Raw genomic sequence first — 19466 nt, forward strand, 5'->3', positions numbered from 1 at the left:
CGGGTATTCCCCGCAGCCACGGTAATGACGGCGAAGCATGACGCAAACGTCCAGAGACACGGTTAGCGAGTCGTTAACCGTCGCCCCGGCAAGTCCTTGCCGGGGCGAAACGGCCTTATTGGTCGAGGAACGACCGCATCTTGCGGCTGCGGCTCGGGTGCTTGAGCTTGCGCAGCGCCTTCGCCTCGATCTGGCGGATGCGTTCGCGGGTCACGCTGAACTGCTGGCCGACTTCCTCCAGCGTGTGATCGGTGTTCATGCCGATGCCGAAGCGCATGCGCAGCACCCGCTCCTCACGCGGGGTGAGCGAGGCCAGCACCCGCGTCACGGTTTCCTTCAGGTTGGCCTGAATCGCCGCATCGACAGGGATGATCGCGTTCTTGTCCTCGATGAAGTCACCCAGATGCGAATCCTCCTCGTCGCCGATCGGCGTTTCGAGGCTGATCGGCTCCTTGGCGATCTTCATCACCTTGCGCACCTTCTCCAGCGGCATCGAGAGGCGTTCGGCCATCTCCTCCGGGGTCGGTTCGCGGCCCTGTTCGTGCAGGAACTGGCGGCTGGTGCGCACCAGCTTGTTGATCGTCTCGATCATATGCACCGGGATACGGATGGTGCGCGCCTGATCAGCGATCGAGCGGGTGATCGCCTGCCGGATCCACCACGTCGCATAGGTGCTGAACTTGTAGCCGCGACGGTATTCGAACTTGTCGACCGCCTTCATCAGCCCGATGTTGCCTTCCTGGATCAGATCAAGGAACTGCAACCCGCGATTGGTGTATTTCTTGGCGATCGAGATGACGAGGCGTAGATTGGCCTCGACCATTTCCTTCTTGGCGATCCGCGCCTCGCGCTCGCCCTTCTGCACCATGTTGACGATGCGGCGGAACTCGCCCAGCGCCATGCCGGTCTGCTGCGCGATCTCGGCGATCTCGGTGCGGATGCGATCGGCGGCGGCGGATTCATTCTCGACGAACGCCTTCCACTTCTTGTCGAGCTTCGCGACCGAAGCCAGCCACTGCTCGTCCAGCTCATGATCGACATAGCTGTCGAGGAACGCCTTGCGCGGCACCTTGTGACGCTCGGCGAGGCGCAGCATCTGCCCGCCCAGCGCGGTCAGGCGACGGTTATAGGCATAGAGCTGGTCGACGAGATATTCGATCTTCGCCTGATGGAACTGCACGCTCTCGACCTCGGCGGTCAGTTCCTCGCGCAGCTTCTGATACTTCCGCTCCTCGGCGGTGGTGAGGCCATCGCCGGTCGCCATCGCGTCGAGACGCTGCGACTGCATCTTCGAGAATTTCTTGAAGATCGCGGTGATGTTGGCGAACTTCTCCAGCGCCTGGGGCTTGAGCTGTTCTTCCATCTGCGCGAGGCTGAGGGTGTTGTCCTCGTCATCGTCGTCGCTCGGACGCGGGGTGCGGCGCTCGCCGTCCTCGTCCTCGTCGGCCGATGCCTCCTCGGGCTCTTCCTCTTCCTTGAAGGTGGGCCCCGCGTTCTTCGACGAAATCTCGCCGTTGTCGTCGGCATCCTCGTCGTCCGACAGCGATTCTGGCGCCGGGTCCTTCGAGAGCATCGCGTCGAGATCGAGAATCTCGCGGAGCTGCATCGTGCCTTCGTTGAGCGCGGTCGACCAGCCGATGATCGCGTTGAAGGTGATCGGCGATTCGCACAGGCCGAAGATCATCGTGTCGCGACCGGCCTCGATCCGCTTGGCGATGGCAATCTCGCCCTCGCGGCTGAGCAGTTCGACCGCGCCCATCTCGCGCAGGTACATCCGCACCGGATCATCGGTGCGGTCGACGGTTTCCTTCTTCTTGACCGGCTCGTACGCGGCGGCGGCATCGTCCTGATCGGTCGTTGCCTCTTCGTCGCTCTCTTCGTCCTGCTTGGCGCGTTCGTCGGTTTCGCCGTCCTCGCCCGCGTCCTCGTTCTCGACGACGTTGACGCCCATGTCGTTCAGCGCCGACATGATGTCCTCGATCTGCTCCGAGGTCATCTGATCCTGCGGCAGCATTTCGTTGAGCTGGTCGACGGTGATGTAGCCGCGCTTCTTGGCGCGGGCGACCAGCTTCTTGATCGACCCTTCGTTCAGGTCGATCAGCGGCGCGTCGCCCGTTTCGATCGTGTCGTCGCCGCCACCATTCGCCTTGGCCATCAATAACCCTCAAAGAAAATCAAGCGGCACCGGAAACCCGCACCGTATTTTACCCGTCGTCTTCGTCCGCCGCCGCGCGATTTGCAAGTCGCGAGCACACCTTCGGCGGCGTTCGTCGGATCGTCGGGCTTCGCTAAGCCGGCGATATGGGAGCAGCGCCGCCCCGGATCAAGCTGCCTCGTCCAGCTCGTCCATCCAGTCGCGAATCCGCGCCTGCACCGCCGCATGGTCGGACCGCGCCTGCTGATAATCGGCGAAGGTCCGCTCGGTCGTGTCATGACGGCAGCGTTCGCGCGCGGCATTTTCTGCGCGGTGCGAGGCATGTTCCTCGACCAATATGTGGATCACGCGCAGCAGATCGGTCTGCGCCACCGCCGGATCGATTCCGCGCTGCCAGAAGCTGAACGCGAGATCGGTTTCCTTGTTGCGGCGCGCGATGTCGACCAGTTGGCGGTCGACGGCGACGGTATCGGCGAGCAGGCTCTCGCACAGATCGTCGCGATAGATCGCGAGGTCGATCAGGTGATCGCGCCAGCGCCGGAGCGTCCCGTTGACGATCGGCAGTTGCGCGATCAGCTCGCAATGCCGGGTCAGCACCGCGACATGCTGCATCAACCCCATCAGGACCGCGCGCTGGAACGCGAAGACCAGATCGACCCGCTGCACCTCGGCCGCAGCCGCCATATCGTTGGCGACGATCCGCAGCCGCCGGTCCTTGGCCCCGAACAGCGCGAAGAACTGGTCCTTGAACGTGCGGAAATATTCGCGGCGGATGCCTTCGTGACCGATCGTCCCGGCAAGTCGTGCCAGTTCATGCTCGAACGCGGCGCGCTCGTCGGGGCCGGCGTTGGCGGGCAGGCTGGCGAGTTCCATTCGCCACAGAAAGTCCGAGAGCGATTCGCGGGTGGCGATCAGGTCCTCGAACGCCTGCGCGCCCTCCGCCCGCACCAGATCGTCGGGGTCCATGCCGTTCGGGATGGTGACGATCGCGATGCTCTTGCCCGGCGTCAGCAGCGGCAGCGCGCGTTCGGCGGCGCGGCGCGCGGCCTTGATCCCCGCCGCATCGCCGTCGAAGCACAGGATCGGGCAGTCGGCCATCCGCCACAGCCGTTCGAGCTGATGCTCGGTCAGCGCGGTGCCGAGCGGGGCGACGACCTCGTCGAACCCGGCCTGCGCCAGCGCGATGACGTCCATATAGCCCTCGACCGCGATGACACGCCTAGCCTTGCGCGCGGCGGCCTGCGCCCGGTCGATATTGTAGAGCGTGCGGCCCTTGTCGAAGAGCGGCGTCTCGGGCGAGTTCAGATATTTGGGTTCGCCGTCGCCGAGGATGCGCCCGCCGAACGCGACCGTGCGACCCCGCGCATCGCGAATCGGGATCATCAGCCGACCCCGGAACCGGTCGTACGGTTCCTTCCCCTCGACCGAGATCAGCATGCCCGATTCGACGAGCATCGGATCGCCATAGGACGTCAGCGCAGTTTTCAACTTGCCGCGCGAATCCGGCGCATAGCCGATGCCGAACGTCCGTGCCGTCTCGGGCTTGATACCGCGGTTGGCGAGCGCATCGCGGGCGATGCCGCCTTCGTCGGTCAGGCGATCGACGAACCATGTCTGCGCATCGGCCATCAACTCGTGCAGGCCCTTGGCGCGCTCGGCCGCCCTTGCCGATTGCGCGTCCTGCGCGGGCATCTCCATGCCGGCGGCGGCGACCAGTTCCTTCACCGCGTCGATGAAGGGCAGGCCGCGCTGGTCGGTCATCCAGCGGATCGCATCGCCATGCGCCCCGCAGCCGAAACAATGATAGAAGCCCTTGTCGTCGTTGACCCAGAAGCTCGGCGTCTTCTCGGTATGGAACGGGCAGCACGCCTTGAACTCGTTGCCCGAGCGCTGGAGCTTGACCGACTTCGCCACCAGCGCCGACAGCGTGGTGCGTGCCCGAAGTTCGTCGAGAAATTGGGGCGAAAGAGTCATGCCGCCATATGCGCCAACCGGAACGTATTGGGCAATACGTTCCGTATCGGTTCCTTACGCCAGCGCCGCCTTCACCGCCGCGCTGGCCTTGCTCATGTCGAGCTGCGAACCGTGGCGCGCCTTCAACTCGGCCATCACCCGGCCCATGTCCTTCATGCCGGTAGCGCCGAGGTCGCCCTTGATGGCCTCGATCGCGGCGGCGGCGGCTTCGGCGTCCATCTGCGCGGGCAGGAAGCGTTCGATCACCGCCACTTCGCGCCCCTCGGCGGCGGCGAGTTCGGGGCGGTTGCCCTGTTCGTACATCTCGATCGATTCCCGGCGCTGCTTCACCATCTTTTGCAGCACCTCGACCACCAGCGTGTCGTCGTCAGCGGGGGCGCCGCCGGTGCGCGCCTCAATGTCGCGGTTCTTGATCGCCGACTGGATCAGGCGGATCGTGCCGGTCGTCTCCTTGTCGCCGCCCTTCATGGCGGTGACGAGCGCGTCCTTGATGGTATCGCGAATCATGGGGTGTCCGATATGGTTCGTTGCGGTCAAGCGGACGCCCTTAGCCGCAATCGATCCGCGATCACAGGATTGACGGCGGGCCGCCATGCCACTAGCCGCCACGGCTTAGCGACATCATCAGACAAACCCAGGAGTGCCCGCCTATCATGGCCGACGCCAAGCCATTCGCCATGCCCGAAGGAGCGACCGGAGTATTGGTCCTCGCGACCGGCGATGTCCTGTGGGGACGTGGGTTCGGGGCCGAAGGCGCGGCGGTCGGCGAGGTGTGCTTCCACACCGCGATGACCGGCTATCAGGAGATCATGACCGATCCGTCGTTCGCCGGACAGGTCATCACCTTCACCTTTCCGCACATCGGCAACACCGGCACCAACGTCGACGATGTCGAGGCGAACGATCCCCACGCGCTGGGCATGATCGTGCGCGAGGACGTGACCGCGCCGTCGAACTTCCGTTCGACCGAGCATCTGGCGGCGTGGATGGCACGGCACAACCGCATCGGCCTGTCGGGCATCGACACGCGGGCGCTGACCCGTCGTATCCGTCAGGCCGGCGCGCCGAACGGCGTCATCGCCCATTCGGCGACCGGCGAGTTCGACATTGCCGCGCTGCTGGAACAGGCGCGCGCGTGGCCGGGCCTCGAAGGCATGGACCTTGCCAAGACCGTGTCGTGCGAGACGCATTACGGCTGGCAGGGCGGTGCATGGCATCTCGGCAAGGGCTATGACGATAGCACCACGCCGGCGAACGCCGAACCGGTGGCCGATACCCGCCGCCCGCACGTCGTGGCGATCGATTACGGCAGCAAGCGCAACATCTTCCGCAACCTCGTTCATGCCGGTGCCGAAGTCACCGTACTGCCCGCCACCGCGACCTATGATGAGGTGATGGCGGCCAACCCCGACGGCATCTTCCTGTCGAACGGTCCGGGCGATCCCGCCGCGACCGGCACCTATGCCGTGCCGGTGATCCGCCAGTTGCTCGACACCGGCAAGCCGCTGTTCGGCATCTGCCTCGGCCACCAGTTGCTCGGGCTGGCATTGGGCGCGACGACGACCAAGATGCACCAGGGCCATCGCGGCGCGAACCATCCGGTCAAGCGCCTGTCCGACGGCGCGGTCGAGATCACCAGCATGAACCACGGCTTCGCGGTCGAGCGGGACTCGTTGCCGGAGCATGTGCGCGAGACGCATGTGTCGCTGTTCGACGGGTCAAACGCCGGGCTGGAACTGGCCGATGGCCGCGCGTTCTCGGTCCAGTACCACCCCGAGGCATCGCCGGGGCCGCAGGACAGCTTCTATCTGTTCGAGCGGTTCGTGGGGATGATGAAAGCGTGAAGCGGATCGGCTTCATCTTTTTGACAGGTCTTGCGGCGGGTAGCTGTTTCCAGGCTACTCCCCCCAAGACCAGAGCAGAAGCGATCGAGGCGATAGCAGCACGCTGCAACCTTCCGAACGGGACATTGACCCTGACCGGTCCCGAAGAGCTACGTTTTCAGCCGCCCGCAGACGCAAAATACGAGTCTATCGATTGCGCTCTGATGGAACTCAAGAAGCTGAAATTTCCAATGAAGATGGGTTTCGTCGGTAACGAAGCCTTTGCGCCGGAAGCAAAATAACATGCCCAAACGCACCGACATTTCGTCCATCCTCGTCATCGGCGCGGGGCCGATCGTTATCGGCCAGGCTTGCGAGTTCGATTATTCGGGCGTGCAGGCGATCAAGGCGTTGAAGGAGGAGGGCTATCGCATCGTCCTCGTCAACTCCAACCCCGCGACGATCATGACCGATCCCGATCTGGCCGACGCGACCTATGTCGAGCCGATTACGCCGGCGGTGGTCGCCAAGATCATCGAGAAGGAGCGCCCCGATGCGGTGCTGCCGACGATGGGCGGGCAGACGGCGCTCAACACCGCGCTGGCGCTAGCGAACGATGGCACGCTCGAAAAATTCGGCGTGACGATGATCGGTGCCGATGCCGAGGCGATCGACAAGGCCGAGGATCGCCAGAAGTTCAAGGTGGCGATGGAGAAGATCGGGCTGGAATCGGCCCGCAGCCACATCGCCCATACCGAGGCGGAAGCGCTTGCCGGCCTCGATCATGTCGGGCTGCCCGCGATCATCCGCCCGTCGTTCACGCTGGGCGGCACCGGCGGCGGCGTGGCGTACAACCGCGACGAGTTCCTCAAGATCGTCCGCGAGGGCCTCGATGCCTCGCCGACCACCGAGGTGCTGATCGAGGAATCGCTGCTCGGCTGGAAGGAATATGAGATGGAAGTCGTGCGCGACCGCGCCGACAACGCCATCATCGTCTGCTCGATCGAGAATATCGATCCGATGGGCGTCCACACCGGCGATTCGATCACCGTCGCGCCCGCGCTGACGCTGACCGACAAGGAATATCAGATCATGCGCAACGCATCGATCGCGGTACTCCGCGAAATCGGTGTGGAAACCGGGGGTTCGAACGTCCAGTTCGCGGTCAATCCGAAGGACGGCCGCCTGATCGTTATCGAGATGAACCCGCGCGTGTCGCGCTCTTCGGCGCTGGCGTCCAAGGCGACCGGCTTCCCGATCGCCAAGGTCGCCGCCAAGCTCGCGGTCGGCTATACGCTCGACGAGATCACCAACGACATCACCGGCGCGACGCCGGCGTCGTTCGAGCCGACGATCGACTATGTCGTCACCAAGATTCCGCGCTTCGCCTTTGAAAAGTTCAAGGGGTCGCAGGCGGTGCTGTCGACCGCGATGAAGTCGGTCGGCGAAGTGATGGCGATCGGCCGCAACATCCATGAATCGCTGCAAAAGGCGCTACGTGGGCTGGAAACCGGGCTGTCGGGCTTCAACGGCGTCGAACGGTTGATCGGTGCGCCCAAGGCGGAGATCGAGGCGGCGCTGGCGATTGCCTCGCCCGACCGGCTGCTGGTCGCGGCGCAGGCACTGCGCGAAGGATTCACGGTCGCCGAAATCCACGCCATCGCCAAGTACGATCCGTGGTTCCTCGAACGCATCGCCGAGATCGTCGCCGCCGAAACCGAAGTCTGCACCAATGGCTTGCCGCAGGATGCGGCGGGCATGCGCCGGCTGAAGTCGATGGGGTTCAGCGACAAGCGCCTCGCGTGGCTGGCGCTGCAATCGGCGAACCTGCGCGGCATGGAGCGCGGCATCGCCCGTGGGTCGGGCCTGATCCACGAGGTCGTCAAGATGATGACCGGCGGCGTGACCGAGGAAGAGGTGCGCCAGCATCGCCACAAGCTGGGCGTCCGGCCGGTGTTCAAGCGGATCGACACCTGCGCCGCCGAGTTCGAGGCGAAGACGCCGTACATGTATTCGACTTATGAGGCGCCGACCTTCGGCGAGCCCGAGGACGAGAGCCAGCCGTCGGATCGCCGCAAGATCGTGATCCTGGGCGGCGGACCGAACCGGATCGGGCAGGGGATCGAGTTCGATTACTGCTGCTGCCATGCCTGTTTCGCGCTCAGCGATGCTGGGTATGAGACGATCATGGTCAACTGCAACCCGGAGACGGTGTCGACCGATTACGACACGTCGGACCGGCTGTATTTCGAGCCGCTGACCGCCGAGGACGTGCTGGAGATCCTGCATGTCGAGGCGTCGAAGGGCGAGCTGGTCGGGGTGATCGTGCAGTTCGGCGGGCAGACGCCGCTGAACCTCGCCCGCGCGCTGGAGGCCGCCGGCATCCCGATTCTGGGCACCACCCCCGATTCGATCGATCTGGCCGAGGACCGCGAGCGGTTCGCCGATCTGGTCACGCGGCTGGGGCTCCTCCAGCCGGCCAACGGCCTCGCACGCAGCCGGGACGAGGCGGCGACGATCGCCGAGCGGATCGGCTATCCGGTGCTGATGCGCCCCAGCTATGTGCTGGGAGGCCGGGCGATGGAGATCGTCGATTCGCTCCAGCAACTCGACGATTACATCCAGACCGCGGTGCAGGTGTCGGGCGACTCACCCGTCCTGATCGACCAGTATCTGCGCGACGCGATCGAGGTCGATGTCGATGCGGTGGCGGACGGCGACGACGTGGTCGTGGCCGGCGTGCTCCAGCATATCGAGGAAGCGGGCGTCCATTCGGGCGACAGCGCGTGTTCGATGCCGCCCTATTCGCTGTCGGCCGAGATCATCGCCGAGATCGAGCGGCAGACGGTGGCACTGGCCAAGGCGTTGAACGTCAAGGGCCTGATGAACATCCAGTTCGCGGTGAAGGACGGCAACGTCTATCTGATCGAGGTCAATCCGCGCGCCAGCCGCACGGTGCCGTTCGTCGCCAAGGCGATCGGCACCCCGGTCGCCAAGATCGCCGCGCGGGTGATGGCGGGCGAGAAGCTGGCCGCATTGCCGGTGATCGACCGCCACATCGATCATGTCGCGGTCAAGGAAGCGGTGTTCCCATGGGGCCGCTTCCCCGGGGTCGATCCGGTGCTGAGCCCGGAGATGAAGTCGACCGGCGAAGTGATGGGCATCGACCTGGATTTCGCCACCGCCTTCGCCAAGGCGCAGATGGGTGCGAGCATCGTGCTGCCCCGCACCGGCACGGTATTCGTATCGGTCAAGGATGGCGACAAGCCGGTCATCCTGCCCGGCGTGGAGCTGCTGGTACGGATGGGGTTCGCGATCGTCGCGACCAGCGGCACCGCCGATTATCTGGAAGCGCAGGGCGTCCCGGTCGAGCGGGTCAACAAGGTGGCGCAGGGTCGGCCGCATATCGTCGACCGCATCTTCGACGGCGACATCGCGATGATCTTCAACACCACCGAGGGGTGGCAGTCGTTGAAGGATTCCGAATCGATCCGTGCATCGGCCCAGTCGCAGAAGGTGCCGTATTTCACCACGGCCCCGGCAAGCGTCGCGGTGGCACGCGCGATCGAGGCATTGGCGAGCCGGTCCCTTGAAGTGCGCCCGCTCCAGTCCTATTATTCGCAATCGCACAACTGATCCCCGGCAAGCGACGAGAGATTGCGTGCGGGCGGGCCGGCAACGGCCCGTTCGTGCGAACGGGGTACATGACGGAAAAGGGACGCGCGCGCGATGGCGACGGTCGATAAGATGCCGATGTTGCAGGAGGGCTATGACCGCCTGACGGTTCACCTGAAGCAGTTGAAGGTGGAGCGACCGCAGATCATCGACGCGATCGAGGAAGCGCGCGCCCACGGCGATCTGTCGGAAAACGCCGAATATCATGCCGCCAAGGAGCGGCAGGGCCAGATCGAGGCGTCGATTGCCGACATCGAGGACAAGCTCACCCGGGCGCAGGTGATCGACCCGCGCGACCTGTCGGGCGACAAGGTGGTGTTCGGTGCGACCGTGACGATGACCGACGAGGACGACAAGCCGGTCCGCTACCAGATCGTCGGCCAGACCGAGGCGGACGCCAAGTCGGGCCGCATCTCGTACAACTCGCCGCTCGGCCGCGCGCTGATCGGGCGCAAGGTCGATGACGAGGTGGAGGTAACGGTGCCGTCGGGCGATCGCTATTATCTGATCTCGAAAATCGAGTTCATCTAACCCCCGTGTTCGAGCGGCGCCCGACCCGCACGGTCTGGACGATCGTCGCGATCGTCGCGCTGGCGGGTGCGCTGTTGATCGTGACCGGCCGGATCGACTGGGCGGCGGTGATCGGCGGGTTCATTCCGGCCCGGATCGGGATTGATCCGGCGCTGGTCGCCGGGCTGCCGCTGGTGCCGGTGTGGATTACGCCGCTGAGCGCGACGCTGATCCACGATGGCTGGCCGCATCTCGGCTTCAATCTGTTTTCGGTGTTGGTCGTGGCGACGCCGACGCAGCGTGCCGTTGGTACGCGCGGGTTGGTGGTGTTGTGGCTGGTCGGTGCCTATGCCGCCGCTGCGGCGCAATGGGCGGTCGACCCGGCATCGACGGTGCCGGCGATCGGGGCGAGCGGGGCGATCTCGGCACTCATCGGCGCCTATGCGCTGCTGTTCGGGCAGGGCAAGGCAAAGGCGATCGGGCCGGTGCCCGCGCACGTCGTCCACGCGGTGTGGCTGGGGGCCGGCTGGACGATGCTGAACCTGCTGATCGGCTGGGCCAGTGCGCAGGGCGGCGCGCCGATCGGCTGGGCGGCGCATATCGGCGGGTTCGTCGCCGGCATGCTCTTACTCCGCCCGCTGCTGAAATGGCGCTGGCGGGCGAAGGGCGTGGTCGGCGTCTGATCCCCGGCGCCGTCGCCGGGGATCGTATCGCTCAGGCCGAGGGCAGTTCAGGTTCGAGCAGGCGGTGGAGATGGACCACCACATATTTCATCTCGGCATCGTCGACCGTGCGCTGCGCGGCGGCGCGCCATGCCTTTTCGGCACTGGCATAGTCGCCGAACACGCCGACGACGTCGATCGCCTTGAGATCGGCGAAGTCGAGCGTGCGCGGATCGCTGACGCGACCGCCGAAGACGAGGTGGAGTTTGCTCATGGTCATCTCGCAACTGCAAAAAGGAAACGCCCCATCCGCATAGCGGACAGGGCGTAGCCTTCAACCCATAAGTTGGGACGGGATCAGCCCTTGACGGCGGCCTTGCCGCTGTCGGTTGCGGCCTGCACCACGGTGCCGAACGCCGAACGGAGCTGTTCCTTCGCGCCGTCCTTGCTGGGCAGTGCGGCGGCGAGCTGTTCCTTGCCGACGTCCCGCGCGGTGGCGGCAGCGGCGGTCGCGGCGGCGGACAGGCGCTTGCCGAGCGGGCCGAGCACCTTGGCTTCCTGCGCCGACTTCGGGATCAGCGCACCGGCGAGCGCGCCGAGCGCGAGGCCGCCGGCCAGCACGGCCAGCGGGTTGGCGTCGATACCGTCCGACGCGCGCTGCGCGGCATCATGCGCGGCATCGCTCGTGACATGCGCGGCGTGCGACGCCTTATCCTTGACCGTGTCGGCAGTCGTGGCGGCCTTTTCCTTCAGCGTGTCGATGGTCGATTGGGTCGAATGATCGGTCATGGTGCGGTTCCTTGTACGGGAGCAGGCAGGACGGGGGGACGGGGCTTTGGCTTGCGGAACAGCCGCCGCAGCCGCTTGCGGGCGAGGAAGGCGACGAGTGTCGTGGCGATACCGGCGGCGACCGCCGGGCGTTCGCGGACGATCGCCACGCCTTCCTCCGCACGGTCGCGCAGATCGTCGGCAACGCCGCCGGCGATCGTCGCCGGGGCCAGCCGGTGTTTCGCTTCGGCAAAACTGGCTTTCAGCCTTGCACGCTTGACGAGAACATCGGCCCGGGCGGCGGCGAGCGAAGACGTGGTCATAGCTCGTCTCCCAGTGGCGCAGTGACGCGGCGAACCCGGCCCATCGCCATCCGCGCCATCAACGCCGCGACCAGCAGCGCGACGACGACCACGATCAGCGTCGCCCAGCCCGGCCCGACGAGCGTCGCCAGCGTCAGGATCAGCCCGACCAGCAACGCGGTGAGCGCGGCCAGCGCGACCAGCGCCGCGCCGACCCCCAGGCCGGCGGCGATGCCGGCCTGCGCGCCGCGCGTCGTCGCCACGCTTTTCCACAGCGTGAACTCCGCCTGGGCATAGGCCTTGCCGTCGCTGACGACCCGGCTGATGACGGTGCCGAGACCCTCGTCCCCCATGTCGGGATCAGACCTTGCTGATCGGGTCGATGGGGGTGGCCGGCGTGTCGACGCCCGCCTTCACGATGCGGGCAAGCACGAAGCCGAGCGCGGCGGCGGTGCCGATCGCGATGGCCGGGCTCTTGCGCACGAAGTCGCGCGCGTCCTCCAGCAGTTCGTCGACTTCCTTGCCGCGCAGATTGTCGGAAAAGCCCGAGATCGCCTGCGCCGCCGAACGGGCATATTGGCCGTACTGCTCGCCCAGCTTCTCGTCGACGGTGCCGGCAGCATCGTCCATCATCTTCGAGAATTCGTCGAGTGCGCTGGTCGCGCGCAGCTTGCCCTCATCGGCGAGGCCGCGTGCCTTTTCGGTGGCCTTGGCCGACAATTTGCCGGCTTCGTCCTTCAACGTCGCCTTGGTGCCGCTGGCAGTCGCGCCGATGTCCGATGACAGCGGTTCGACCGAGGCCGGCGTGAAGGTCGTCGGCGTGACGGCAGGCTCCGCCAGATCGGCGTTGAATTCGACAGCGGTGTCGTTGGTCGTCGGCGTGTCCGTGGTGCCCGGAGTCCGATTAAAGTCGGTCATAACGAATCCTTTCATCGTTTCGCCACCAAAACCATGCGGATAGCCCTAGGGTTCCACGCAGCCTCGCAGGATTTGCCGAGCGGCGGTGCAGCCGATAGAGAGCGCCGCGACAGAGCCCGAACCCGACCATAAAAGGAGTCGTTACGTGACCGCAATCATTCAGGTCCATGGCCGCCAGATCCTCGACAGCCGCGGCAACCCGACCGTCGAGGTCGATGTGCTGCTGGAGGATGGCAGCTTCGGCCGCGCGGCGGTCCCTTCGGGCGCGTCGACCGGGGCGCACGAAGCGGTCGAGAAGCGCGACGGCGACAAGTCGGTCTATCTGGGCAAGGGCGTGCTGGCGGCGATCGAGGCGGTCAACGGCGACATCGCCGAAGCGGTGCTGGGCATGGATGCCGAGGACCAGAGCGACATCGACACCGCCATGATCCAGCTCGACGGCACCGAGAACAAGGGCCGGCTGGGCGCGAACGCGATCCTCGGCGTCAGCCTTGCGGTCGCCAAGGCGGCGGCGGATGCCCGCGGGCTGCCGCTGTATCGCTATGTCGGCGGCGTCTCGGCGCATCTGCTGCCCGTGCCGATGATGAACATCATCAACGGCGGCGAGCATGCCGACAACCCGATCGATTTCCAGGAATTCATGGTGATGCCGGTCGGTGCCGACAGCATCGCCGAGGCGGTGCGCTGCGGCTCGGAGATCTTCCACACGCTCAAGAAGGGGCTGTCGGAAAAGGGCCTGTCGACCTCGGTCGGTGATGAGGGCGGCTTCGCGCCGGCGCTCAACAGCACGATCGATGCGCTCGACTTCATCATGGCGAGCATCGAGCGTGCCGGCTACAAGCCCGGCGAGGACGTGATGCTGGCGCTCGACTGCGCGGCGACCGAGTTCTTCAAGAACGGCCGCTACGAAATGGTCGGCGAGGGCAAGTCGCTTTCCCCGCACGAAATGGCCGATTATCTGGCGGACCTCGCCGCGCGCTACCCGATCCTGTCCATCGAGGACGGCATGGGCGAGGATGATTTCGAAGGCTGGAAGGCGCTGACCGACAAGATCGGCGACAAGGTCCAGTTGGTCGGCGACGACCTGTTCGTGACCAACCCGAAGCGCCTCGCGATGGGACTGGAACAGGGCCTCGCCAACTCGCTGCTGGTGAAGGTCAACCAGATCGGTACGCTCAGTGAAACGCTGGAGGCGGTGAACCTCGCCCACCGCAACCGCTACACCGCCGTCATGTCGCACCGTTCGGGCGAGACCGAGGATTCGACGATCGCCGACCTCGCCGTCGCGACCAACTGCGGCCAGATCAAGACCGGCTCGCTCGCCCGCTCGGACCGGCTCGCCAAGTACAACCAGCTCATCCGTATCGAGGAAGAACTGGCCGGCGCGGCGCGCTATGCCGGGCGTTCGATCCTGCGCTGAGCGACGTTCGATTTGCGGCAGGAAGGGGGCACCGGTTTCGACCGGTGCCTTTTTTTTTCATGGGCGACGGCCCGACATCGCTTCGTATCCGATTCGGGATTGCGGCGGTGGGATCGGGCAGTAGGCATGATGCCATGCGCATGCTTCCCTTCGCCGTCGCCGCAACATTGGCTGGTCTGCTGGCCGCCGTCCCGCCAGCGGCACGCGCGGCGGAGCGATGCAGCTTGCCCGACGGCTGGGCCGACGTGGTGCGGCGCGATCCGCGCTATGTCGTGTTCGGAGAGATACACGGAACCCGGCAGTCGCCGGCGTTCATCGGCAATCTCGCCTGTGCCCTTGCAGCGCGCGGTGAGCGGGTTCTGGTCGCGGTGGAACTGGGATCACCCTATGACGCCGCGTTCCAGGCCGCGTGGCGGCTGCCGCCGACACGGTTTCCCGCAGCCTTGCTGAAGGATGGCTGGGCCGGTCGGAACGACGGGATCGGCAGTGTCGCGATGCGCGACATGCTGGTCCGGCTCCACGCGCTCAAAAGCGCTGGCAGGCCGATCGCCCTGGTCGCGTTCAACGGTGCGCGCAATGCGGCGCAACAGGCGAAGTTCGCCGACCAGCCGGGGCAGGGGCCCCACGAGGCGGCGCAGGCCGAGAACATCCGCAACGCCGCCGTCGCCGGACGCTACGACCGCGTGCTGGTGCTGGCCGGGAACCTGCATGCGCGCAAGCAACCGATCGAGCGCGGGGCGGTGATCTTTCGGCCGATGGCGATGCAGCTCGCACCTGCAAGCGAGGTCGTCTCGCTGAACATGGCGAGTGCCGGCGGATCGACATGGACTTGCGAATTGCGAGCCGGTGTCAAGTTCGAACCCGGCAAGCCGATACCGAAAGACGCGATCGAATGTGCTGGCCACCCGGTCCGGAGCGATGCGGTGATCGAACGCACGCCTTTCGTGACGCTCCAATCATTGCCGGGGACGCAGCGCGATCCGGCCTATGACGGCAGCTTCTGGCTGGGCGCGGTCAGCGCGTCGCCGCCCGCACTTCCCGAACGCTGACCACGTCGGTCGAGGTCGCTCGGTCCCCGGAACAGCGCGAGCCGCGTTCGGGGCACTGCACCGGTCAGAACAACCGTCCGCCGTCGGGTACGCGGCGGTCCGGCGCAAACAGGACGACCGCGCCGTTCTCATCCGGGAAACCCAGCGTCAGCACTTCGGAGACGAACTTGCCGATCTGACGCGGCGGGAAGTTGACGACCGCCGCGACCTGCCGCCCGACCAACCCCTCGCAATCATAATGTTCGGTGATCTGCGCGCTCGACCGCTTCACCCCGATCACCGGACCGAAATCGATCGACAGCTTGATCGCGGGCTTGCGCGCTTGCGGATAGGGTTCGGCGGCGACGATCGTGCCGACGCGGATGTCGATTTTCAGGTACGTATCGAAATCGGTCGGATCGGTCAGCGTCGCGGGATCGTGCAGCAGGTGCATGGCGTGTCTTTCAGGCAGCCGGTGCCGCTTGCGCGCGCCGGTGGGATGGCCGAAATACGCCTGATGCCGCGTTCCTCGCCCCTTCGCCAGATGCTTGCCCGCGCGGGATGGCCCGCGCTCGTCATCCTCGTTATCGGCTTCTTTGCCTATCATGCCATCCTCGGGCCGAACGGCGTCCTTGCCTACCGTGACTATCAGCGCAAACTGGCGCAGCGATCGCTGCAATATGCCTGTCTCGACAAGGTGCGCGCGGAGATGCGCAACCGGGTGGAACTGCTCGATCCGCGCCATGCCGATCCCGACATGGTCGACGAACTGGTACGGCGGAAGCTGAACGTCGCCCACCCCGACGAATTCATCGTGCCCATCGGCAAGGAACAGGCGGCGCGCACCCGTTGCGGAATCCGTATCGATGAATGAATCCGGTACGGATTGCCGGCGGTTCGGTTGCGCATGGTCGCAAATCGGGCCATAGGCGCGGCTCCAACCCATCCTTTCAGGAACGAGGCATCCGAACCGTGGCAAAAGCACCGGCGCAAGGCCGCACCAGCGAACCCGTCAGTCCCAATCGCGAACGGCCGGGGGAGCCAAAGCGGTACGAAGCGTCGAAGGAAGAACTGCTCGCCTTCTACAAGGAAATGCTGCTGATCCGGCGTTTCGAGGAGAAGGCCGGCCAGTTGTACGGCCTTGGCCTGATCGGTGGCTTCTGCCACCTCTACATCGGGCAGGAAGCCGTCGCCGTCGGCCTGCAGTCGGCGCTCGAAGTCGGCAAGGATTCGGTCATCACCGGCTACCGCGATCATGGTCACATGCTCGCCTATGGCATCGATCCCAAGGTCATCATGGCCGAGCTGACCGGGCGCGAAGCCGGCATCAGCCGCGGCAAGGGCGGGTCGATGCACATGTTCTCGACCGAGCATAAATTCTACGGCGGCCACGGCATCGTCGGCGCGCAGGTGTCGCTCGGCGCGGGGCTCGCGTTCGGGCACAAGTACGCCGACGATGGTGGCGTCTGCATGGCCTATTTCGGCGATGGCGCGGCGAACCAGGGCCAGGTGTACGAATCGTTCAACATGGCCGAGCTGTGGAAGCTTCCGATCATCTTCGTGATCGAGAACAACCAGTATGCCATGGGCACCAGCGTCAATCGCGCGTCGGCCGAGGACCAGCTCTACAAGCGTGGCGAAAGCTTCCGCATTCCGGGCATCCAGGTCGATGGCATGGACGTGCTGGCGTGCCGCGGCGCGGCCGAAACCGCACTGGAATGGGTGCGCGCGGGCAAGGGTCCGGTCATCCTCGAGATGAAGACCTATCGCTATCGCGGCCATTCGATGTCCGATCCGGCCAAATATCGCAGCCGCGACGAAGTGCAGGCAATGCGCGACAATTCGGACCCGATCGAGGGGCTGAAGCGCGAGCTGGCCGCCGCCGGCGTCGAGGAAGCCGAACTGAAGACGATCGAGGCCGACATCCGCAAGCGGGTGGCGGAAGCCGCCGACTTCGCCGAAAGCGCGCCGGAACCGAACCCGGAAGAACTGTACACCGACGTCCTGGTGGAGAGCTACTGAGATGCCGATCGAACTGAAGATGCCAGCATTGTCGCCGACGATGGAAGAGGGCACGCTGGCCAAGTGGCTGGTCAAGGAAGGCGATACCGTCAAGTCCGGCGACATCATGGCCGAGATCGAAACCGACAAGGCGACGATGGAATTCGAAGCCGTCGACGAAGGCACGATCGCGCAGATCCTGATCGCCGAGGGCACCGATAACGTGAAGGTCGGCGCGGTCATCGCGATCCTCGCCGCCGAGGGCGAGGACGTCGACGCGGCGAAGTCGTCAGGCGGTGGCGAGGCGCGCTCGGGCGAGGCGGTCGCCGCCGAACCCAAGGCCGAAACGAAGAACGACGACAAGGCCCCGCCCGCGCCCGAAGGCACGACGGAGCAGCACGCCGAAACTGGCGCGCGCCAGTTGTTCGACGCCGCCGATCAGGAAGGCGAAACCGCGCCCGAGATTCCGGAAGGGACCGAGATGGTCAAGACCACGGTCCGCGACGCGCTGCGCGACGCGATGGCCGAGGAAATGCGGGCCGACGACCGCGTGTTCGTGATGGGCGAGGAAGTCGCCGAATATCAGGGCGCGTACAAGGTCACGCAGGGGCTGCTCGCCGAATTCGGCCCGCGCCGCGTCATCGATACGCCGATCACCGAATACGGCTTTGCCGGCATCGGCACCGGCGCGGCGATGGGTGGTCTGCGTCCGGTCATCGAGTTCATGACCTTTAACTTCGCCATGCAGGCGATCGATCACATCATCAATTCGGCGGCCAAGACCAACTACATGTCGGGCGGCCAGATGCGTTGCCCGATCGTGTTCCGTGGTCCCAACGGCGCGGCCAGCCGCGTTGGTGCGCAGCACAGCCAGAATTATGCGCCATGGTACGCATCGGTCCCCGGGCTGATCGTGATCGCGCCGTATGACGCCGCCGATGCCAAGGGGCTGCTCAAGGCCGCGATCCGCTCCACCGATCCGGTCGTGTTCCTCGAGAACGAGCTGATGTACGGCCGGTCGTTCGACGTGCCCAAGCTCGACGATTTCGTGCTGCCGATCGGCAAGGCGCGGATCATGAAGCCCGGCAAGGACGTGACGATCGTCAGCTATTCGATCGGCGTCGGCCTTGCGCTCGAAGCCGCCGAGAAGCTGGCGGGCGAGGGCATCGACGCGGAGGTCATCGATCTGCGCACGCTGCGTCCGCTCGATACCAAGACGGTGCTGAAGTCGCTCAAGAAGACCAATCGCATCGTCGTGGTCGAGGAAGGCTGGCCGACCTGTTCGATCGCGGCGGAAATCGCCGCCGTCGTGATGGAAGAGGGTTTCGACGACCTCGACGCGCCGGTGCTGCGCGTGGCCAACGAAGACGTGCCGCTGCCCTATGCCGCCAACCTCGAGAAGCTGGCGCTCATCACCAGCGACAAGGTAGTCGCGGCGGTGAAGAAGGTGACGTACCGCTAAGGCGGTCGATCCCGCCGATCCGAAAGGCCCCCCGGTCACGACGACCGGGGGGCTTTTTTCATGTCGCGGAATAGAGGTCGCAGAAATATTGCCGCGCGGGCGGCGATGGATTGTAGATTTGCGAGAAGTCGCGCCGGTCGCGCACGACATAGGAGGCGGTGTAGCGAATCCGCGCCGCCTTGGCCCCGCCCGGCAGCCATGCGGCGACGACGACGGGTTTATAGTCATAGACGATTTCGATGACCATCACGCCCGATCCGACCGGCGAGTTCACCTTCGACCCCGTCTCACCCATGCCGGTCGGCTGGTTCACCCCCCCGTTCCACCAGTTGGTGCCGGTGCCGTCGTCACGATCCATCGTACCGAGGGTGCGGTCGTAGGTCGAATCATAGCCGGCACCGCCCTTCATCCCCAGGCAGCGTTGCCAGTGGAGATATTGCACCCCGGCCACCGCCTGTTCCAGACTGGAGATGGTGATCCGCCCGCGCTGGGTGAGTTCCAGCCGCTTGCCCTGTTCGGCGGCGGCGATCAGCACGTCGTTGATGTCGATCTCGCGCAACTGCTTGGTATTGTCGTTGTTGAGCGAGCCGACGCGCGAGGCGTTGTCGGCGAGGTTCAGCGCGATCTGGCTGACGCGCAGGTTGGCGATCGCCAGATTCGCCGTTTCGGTGGCATAGAGGCCGATGCCAAGAACCAGCGGCAGGCCGAAGGCGAATTCGAGCAGCGCGACACCACGCGAATCGCGTCGCAGCCGCATACCCCGTTCGT

Annotated in this window: 20 protein-coding genes; 10 read left to right on the forward strand and 10 right to left on the reverse strand. The window is 65.5% G+C overall.

The features are described from left to right. Positions 1-115 precede the first annotated feature (115 nt). The 3 genes from rpoD to ASG37_RS11865 form a co-directional block, all read right to left on the reverse strand. Complete coding sequence (gene rpoD, locus ASG37_RS11855; RefSeq protein WP_055760135.1) at positions 116-2155, reverse strand: RNA polymerase sigma factor RpoD; 2040 nt, start codon at positions 2153-2155, stop codon at positions 116-118. A 168-nt stretch (positions 2156-2323) separates the two neighbouring features. After that, on the reverse strand, positions 2324-4129 hold the full coding sequence (dnaG, locus tag ASG37_RS11860) for a DNA primase (RefSeq protein WP_055760138.1): 1806 nt from the start codon (positions 4127-4129) through the stop codon (positions 2324-2326). A 54-nt stretch (positions 4130-4183) separates the two neighbouring features. Continuing rightward, a complete protein-coding gene (locus ASG37_RS11865; protein WP_055760573.1) occupies positions 4184-4636 on the reverse strand; it encodes a GatB/YqeY domain-containing protein in 453 nt (150 codons plus the stop codon). Between the two features lie 146 nt (positions 4637-4782). Here ASG37_RS11865 and carA point away from each other — a divergent pair, with 146 nt between their 5' ends. The 5 genes from carA to ASG37_RS11885 all read left to right on the forward strand — a co-directional run bounded on the left by carA (position 4783) and on the right by ASG37_RS11885 (position 10820). After that, positions 4783-5973 (forward strand): glutamine-hydrolyzing carbamoyl-phosphate synthase small subunit, encoded by a 1191-nt coding sequence (carA, locus tag ASG37_RS11870; protein WP_055760141.1) that lies wholly within the window; start codon positions 4783-4785, stop codon positions 5971-5973. Then, complete coding sequence (locus ASG37_RS17695) at positions 5970-6254, forward strand: hypothetical protein (protein ID WP_156349135.1); 285 nt, start codon at positions 5970-5972, stop codon at positions 6252-6254. Before carA ends, ASG37_RS17695 begins: the two co-directional genes overlap by 4 nt. A gap of 1 nt (position 6255) precedes the next feature. Continuing rightward, entirely contained in the window at positions 6256-9588 is a 3333-nt protein-coding gene (carB, locus tag ASG37_RS11875) for a carbamoyl-phosphate synthase large subunit (protein ID WP_055760144.1), read from the forward strand. 93 nt (positions 9589-9681) lie between these two features. Then, positions 9682-10158 (forward strand): transcription elongation factor GreA, encoded by a 477-nt coding sequence (gene greA / locus ASG37_RS11880; protein ID WP_055760147.1) that lies wholly within the window; start codon positions 9682-9684, stop codon positions 10156-10158. A 5-nt stretch (positions 10159-10163) separates the two neighbouring features. Further along, positions 10164-10820, forward strand: coding sequence for a rhomboid family intramembrane serine protease (locus tag ASG37_RS11885; RefSeq protein ID WP_235525195.1), 657 nt, complete (start codon positions 10164-10166; stop codon positions 10818-10820). A 31-nt stretch (positions 10821-10851) separates the two neighbouring features. Here the strand turns inward: ASG37_RS11885 and ASG37_RS11890 are convergent, their stop codons facing one another. The 5 genes from ASG37_RS11890 to ASG37_RS11910 form a co-directional block, all read right to left on the reverse strand. Next, positions 10852-11073 (reverse strand): DUF4170 domain-containing protein, encoded by a 222-nt coding sequence (locus ASG37_RS11890; RefSeq protein WP_055760580.1) that lies wholly within the window; start codon positions 11071-11073, stop codon positions 10852-10854. Positions 11074-11156: 83 nt separating this feature from the next. Then, positions 11157-11588, reverse strand: a complete 432-nt coding sequence (locus ASG37_RS11895) for a DUF883 family protein (protein WP_055760150.1) — start codon at positions 11586-11588, stop codon at positions 11157-11159. After that, the gene (locus ASG37_RS11900) at positions 11585-11890 is read right to left on the reverse strand and encodes a hypothetical protein (protein ID WP_055760153.1); all 306 of its coding nucleotides are present in this window, start codon (positions 11888-11890) and stop codon (positions 11585-11587) included. The genes ASG37_RS11895 and ASG37_RS11900 overlap by 4 nt, the downstream gene beginning before the upstream one ends. Beyond that, positions 11887-12222 carry a phage holin family protein gene (locus ASG37_RS11905; RefSeq protein ID WP_055760156.1) on the reverse strand — a complete coding sequence of 112 codons (336 nt, stop codon included), beginning with the start codon at positions 12220-12222 and terminating at the stop codon, positions 11887-11889. The genes ASG37_RS11900 and ASG37_RS11905 overlap by 4 nt, the downstream gene beginning before the upstream one ends. A gap of 7 nt (positions 12223-12229) precedes the next feature. After that, positions 12230-12787, reverse strand: coding sequence for a hypothetical protein (locus ASG37_RS11910; protein WP_156349136.1), 558 nt, complete (start codon positions 12785-12787; stop codon positions 12230-12232). A 145-nt stretch (positions 12788-12932) separates the two neighbouring features. Between ASG37_RS11910 and eno the strand changes: the two genes are divergently transcribed. Both eno and ASG37_RS11920 read left to right on the forward strand, forming a co-directional pair. Further along, complete coding sequence (eno, locus tag ASG37_RS11915; RefSeq protein ID WP_055760159.1) at positions 12933-14207, forward strand: phosphopyruvate hydratase; 1275 nt, start codon at positions 12933-12935, stop codon at positions 14205-14207. Positions 14208-14341: 134 nt separating this feature from the next. Next, positions 14342-15256 carry a hypothetical protein gene (locus ASG37_RS11920; RefSeq protein ID WP_055760162.1) on the forward strand — a complete coding sequence of 305 codons (915 nt, stop codon included), beginning with the start codon at positions 14342-14344 and terminating at the stop codon, positions 15254-15256. A gap of 64 nt (positions 15257-15320) precedes the next feature. On the opposite strand, the gene ASG37_RS11925 is transcribed toward ASG37_RS11920, so the two are convergent. After that, positions 15321-15689 carry a tRNA-binding protein gene (locus ASG37_RS11925; protein WP_055760165.1) on the reverse strand — a complete coding sequence of 123 codons (369 nt, stop codon included), beginning with the start codon at positions 15687-15689 and terminating at the stop codon, positions 15321-15323. A 63-nt stretch (positions 15690-15752) separates the two neighbouring features. On the opposite strand from ASG37_RS11925, the gene ASG37_RS11930 reads away from it, so the two are divergent. The 3 genes from ASG37_RS11930 to ASG37_RS11940 all read left to right on the forward strand — a co-directional run bounded on the left by ASG37_RS11930 (position 15753) and on the right by ASG37_RS11940 (position 18698). Further along, positions 15753-16109 (forward strand): FtsB family cell division protein, encoded by a 357-nt coding sequence (locus ASG37_RS11930; RefSeq protein ID WP_055760587.1) that lies wholly within the window; start codon positions 15753-15755, stop codon positions 16107-16109. A 98-nt stretch (positions 16110-16207) separates the two neighbouring features. After that, a complete protein-coding gene (gene pdhA, locus ASG37_RS11935) occupies positions 16208-17257 on the forward strand; it encodes a pyruvate dehydrogenase (acetyl-transferring) E1 component subunit alpha (RefSeq protein WP_055760168.1) in 1050 nt (349 codons plus the stop codon). 1 nt (position 17258) lies between these two features. Beyond that, complete coding sequence (locus ASG37_RS11940; RefSeq protein ID WP_055760171.1) at positions 17259-18698, forward strand: pyruvate dehydrogenase complex E1 component subunit beta; 1440 nt, start codon at positions 17259-17261, stop codon at positions 18696-18698. A 58-nt stretch (positions 18699-18756) separates the two neighbouring features. Here the strand turns inward: ASG37_RS11940 and ASG37_RS11945 are convergent, their stop codons facing one another. Continuing rightward, positions 18757-19455: a TadE/TadG family type IV pilus assembly protein gene (locus ASG37_RS11945; RefSeq protein WP_055760590.1), complete on the reverse strand. Its 699-nt coding sequence runs from the start codon at positions 19453-19455 to the stop codon at positions 18757-18759. Positions 19456-19466: the final 11 nt, after the last annotated feature.

This window comes from Sphingomonas sp. Leaf407, from assembly GCF_001425385.1.
Taxonomy (GTDB): domain Bacteria; phylum Pseudomonadota; class Alphaproteobacteria; order Sphingomonadales; family Sphingomonadaceae; genus Sphingomonas.